The sequence below is a fragment of the Mesorhizobium sp. M7A.F.Ca.CA.004.12.1.1 genome (assembly GCF_003997835.1).
Lineage (GTDB): Bacteria > Pseudomonadota > Alphaproteobacteria > Rhizobiales > Rhizobiaceae > Mesorhizobium.
Genome location: NZ_RZRK01000696.1, coordinates 1 through 3,223, shown reverse-complemented (window position 1 = coordinate 3,223; position 3,223 = coordinate 1). Strand labels below are relative to the sequence as shown.

The following is a 3,223-nucleotide window of genomic DNA, read 5'->3' as shown; positions in this document are numbered from 1 at the left end:
ATTGTATTCACGTGTGCCGCGTTCGTCGGCATGACCTTCGACGACGATGGCATACTGCTTGTACTGGTTCAGCCACTGCGCCTGGCGCGAGAGCGTCGTCTGCGCGTCGGCACGGATCGAGGTCGAGTCCGTATCGAAGAAGATGCGGTCGCCAATGTTGACGGTGAAGTCCTGCGCCGATCCGGGTGTTGCGGCGCCGGCGCCGTTAAGGCCAAGATCGGCCGCGTTGTTCGGCGTCTTCTTCGAGGCGCAACCTGCGATGGCGAGCATCGCCACCAGCGCGATCATGACCGGGTTTCTGGTAAGTGCTGCAATACGGCCCATGCCGCCTCTCCTTCGTATTTCGAGTGATCTAATTTGAGTGATTTCGTTGATCACCCAGTAACCACGTTTGGGTTAACCGGCATTCAAGAAACACGGTTAAATTTTGGTTTAAGCTGCCCGTCCGCAGCCGTTTTGGCCTGAAGCCACATTTCACGCGGACCCTAGGCGTAAATACGGCCAAAACGCGACAAAGAGATGGAAATGAGGAATTGAAGAGTTGGGGAATTGAGGAACTGAAGAGAGAATTCACTTCAGCTTTTCTCTCAGATTGATCAGCATGCCGTAGATATGGGCATAGGATCGCAGCCAATCGTCGTGTTGTGTCTGGCTGATGTATCCAAGGTCGAACGCATAGGAAATCCACGTCTCCACCTCGCTGCATGACCCCATTGCCATCGAAATGAACCGCGCGAATTCGGGTTTGGAGTGAGTCTGCTTGGCAAATCCTTCAGCCAAATTGGCGCAGATTCCTTTGCTGGAGCGACGCAACTGATCAGCCAGTGCGTATTGCTCCATTTTCGGGAAAGCGAGCTTTATGGACGTCAAGAGAAACCACATAAGCGCGCTTATATACCTCTAGATCCTTCGCGCGATTAATGTAGCCGCCCGCCTTCTCCATTCTTCAGTTCTTCAGTTCCCCAGTTCCTCTATTCAAGCAGCGGCGACCAGGCCGGGTCGGAAGCGAAGTTCGCCGTCGGGATCGATTGTTCGTTGCGTCCGGTCAGATCGACCGAAACCAGTTTGGGCCCGCCGGCGGAATCGCGGAAGAACATCAGCACGCGGCCGTTCGGTGCCCAGGTCGGTCCCTCCTGCTGGAAGCCGGAGGACAGGATGCGCTCGCCCGATCCATCGGTCTTCATGACGCCGATCTGGAATTCGCCGCCGGTCTGCTTGGTGAAAGCGATGAGGTCGCCGCGCGGCGACCATACCGGCGTCGAATAGACGCCGTCGCCAAAGGAAATGCGGGTCTGGCCCGAGCCGTCGGCTCCCATCACGTAGATCTGCGCGCGGCCGCCACGGTCGGAGGTGAACACCACCTTGCTGCCGTCGGGCGAATAGGACGGCGAGGTGTCGATGGCGGTCGAGTTGGTCAGCCTCGTCGTCGAGCGGCTGCGCAGGTCCATGGCGAAGATGTTGGAATTGCCGTCGTCGCGCAGCAGGCTCATGATCACCTTCTGGCCGTCGGGCGAAAAGCGCGGCGCAAAGGTCATGCCCGGAAAGTTGCCGACCAGTTCGCGCTGCCCCGTTTCGATCTGCAGCAGGTAGACCCGCGGCTGGCCGCTTTCATAGGACATGTAGGTGATTTCCTGCCGGTTCGGCGAGAAACGCGGCGTCAGCACGATCGACCTGCCGTCCGAGAGATAGCGAACGTTGGCGCCGTCCTGGTCCATGATCGCGAGGCGCTTCTTGCGCGCATTCTTGGCGCCGGATTCGTCGATGAAGACGACGCGGGTGTCGAAATAGCCTTTTTCGCCGGTCAGCCGCTCATAGATGGCGTCGGCGATGATGTGGGCGACACGCCGCTGATTGGCGTCGTTGGCGAAGAACTGCTCGCCGGCCATCTGCTGGCCGGCAAAGGTATCCCACAACCGGTACTGGGCGCGGATGCGGCCGTCGGCTTCCTTGCTGACGCTGCCGGTGACCAGCGCCTGCGCGTTGATCACCTTCCAGTCGTCGAAGCGCGGTGCTGCATCGGGGTTGGTGATCTTCTCGATAAAGGCGCTTTTGTCGATCGGAGCGAACAGACCCGAACGCTTCAAATCGGCGGTGACGATTTGCGAAATCTGCGCCCCAAGCGCGTCGCCGCCCTGGAAATCCGTGATGGCGATCGGCAGCGGCTCGACGTTGCCCTTGTTGACGTTGAGTTCGACCAGCGCCAGCGCCGGCAACGTGCTGGCCGCGGTCATGCCCATCGCCATTGCTGCGACCATCAGGAGCGGCTTGAGGATTGATTTCATGTCTTCTCGCTTCTCGTACTGATTTCCGGATACCCGGGCCTTAGAGGCCCAGCATCTCCCTTGGATCGAAGGTGACGCGGACGTCGGCCCAGATGTCCTGCTTGCCGGCGGGAACTTGCAGGCCAGTGACATCGCATTTTTGCACCGCACGAACGGCACTTTCGTCGAACTGGCGGTTTCCGCTCGACGTTTCGACCGCCGGGCGTCCGTCCAGCTTGCCGGAGGCATCCAGGTTGAACCGCACCACGACGACGAAGTTCTCGGAACCTTCAAGGCCCGCGGGAAGGGTCCAGCAGCCGCCAAGCTGGCTTTCCAGAGCACCCATTTCGGACCTGGAAAGCTTCTGGCCCTGATCCTTGTCGCCGCCGAGCGACGCCTGCTGGGTCGAGCGCTTGGCGCCACCGCCGGATGGTTTCTGCTTGTCGAGGAGCGCGGAGATCTCGTCGGCGTTGAATTGCTTGTCGTCGGACTTCGGCTTCGACGACGCTTCCTTGACCGGCTTGTCGGCGTTCTTGCGTTCCGGCGCCTTGGCGCTTTCGGCCTGCGCCGGCTGCGGCTTCGGCCGCGCTTCCGGCGCGGGAGCGGAATCCGGCAGCTGCGTCGCCTCGGCGGGCGGCTCCTGCGCTATGGCTTCAGCGACGGCGTCAGGCTTGACCTCGGGCGTCGGATCGATGGCAGCGGTCTTGTCCTGCGGTGGCGGGGTTGGCGCCGGCTTGGCCGGTGTCGGCTTGGGGTCGGCCTGCTTGACCGGCTCGGGCTTGACCTCTTCCTTGGGCGTGGGCGCCGGCGCCACTTCCGTTGCCGGGGTGGGCTTGGGCTTCTCCTGCGGCTTCGGCACGTCCTCGGGCTTCGGCTTTTCGATCGGGGTCGGCGCGGGCGGCGGAGCCGAGGTCGTGTCGACGGGCTTCGGCTTGGCTTCCGGCGTTATCGGCTTGTCGGTG

4 protein-coding genes are annotated in these 3,223 nt (G+C 61.5%); all 4 read right to left on the bottom strand.

Annotated elements, in window-relative coordinates; all coding sequences use genetic code 11:
* A partial coding sequence (locus tag EN984_RS27855) for an OmpA family protein (RefSeq protein WP_164765691.1) occupies positions 1-324 on the bottom strand: 324 nt, incomplete at its 3' end.
* 246 nt (positions 325-570) lie between these two features.
* Positions 571-870, bottom strand: a complete 300-nt coding sequence (locus EN984_RS27850) for a four helix bundle protein (protein ID WP_236383235.1) — start codon at positions 868-870, stop codon at positions 571-573.
* Between the two features lie 101 nt (positions 871-971).
* Positions 972-2,282: a Tol-Pal system beta propeller repeat protein TolB gene (tolB, locus tag EN984_RS27845; protein WP_127270138.1), complete on the bottom strand. Its 1,311-nt coding sequence runs from the start codon at positions 2,280-2,282 to the stop codon at positions 972-974.
* Positions 2,283-2,322: 40 nt separating this feature from the next.
* Positions 2,323-3,223 (bottom strand): TonB family protein (locus EN984_RS27840; protein ID WP_127384106.1); only part of this gene is annotated, 901 nt, incomplete at its 5' end.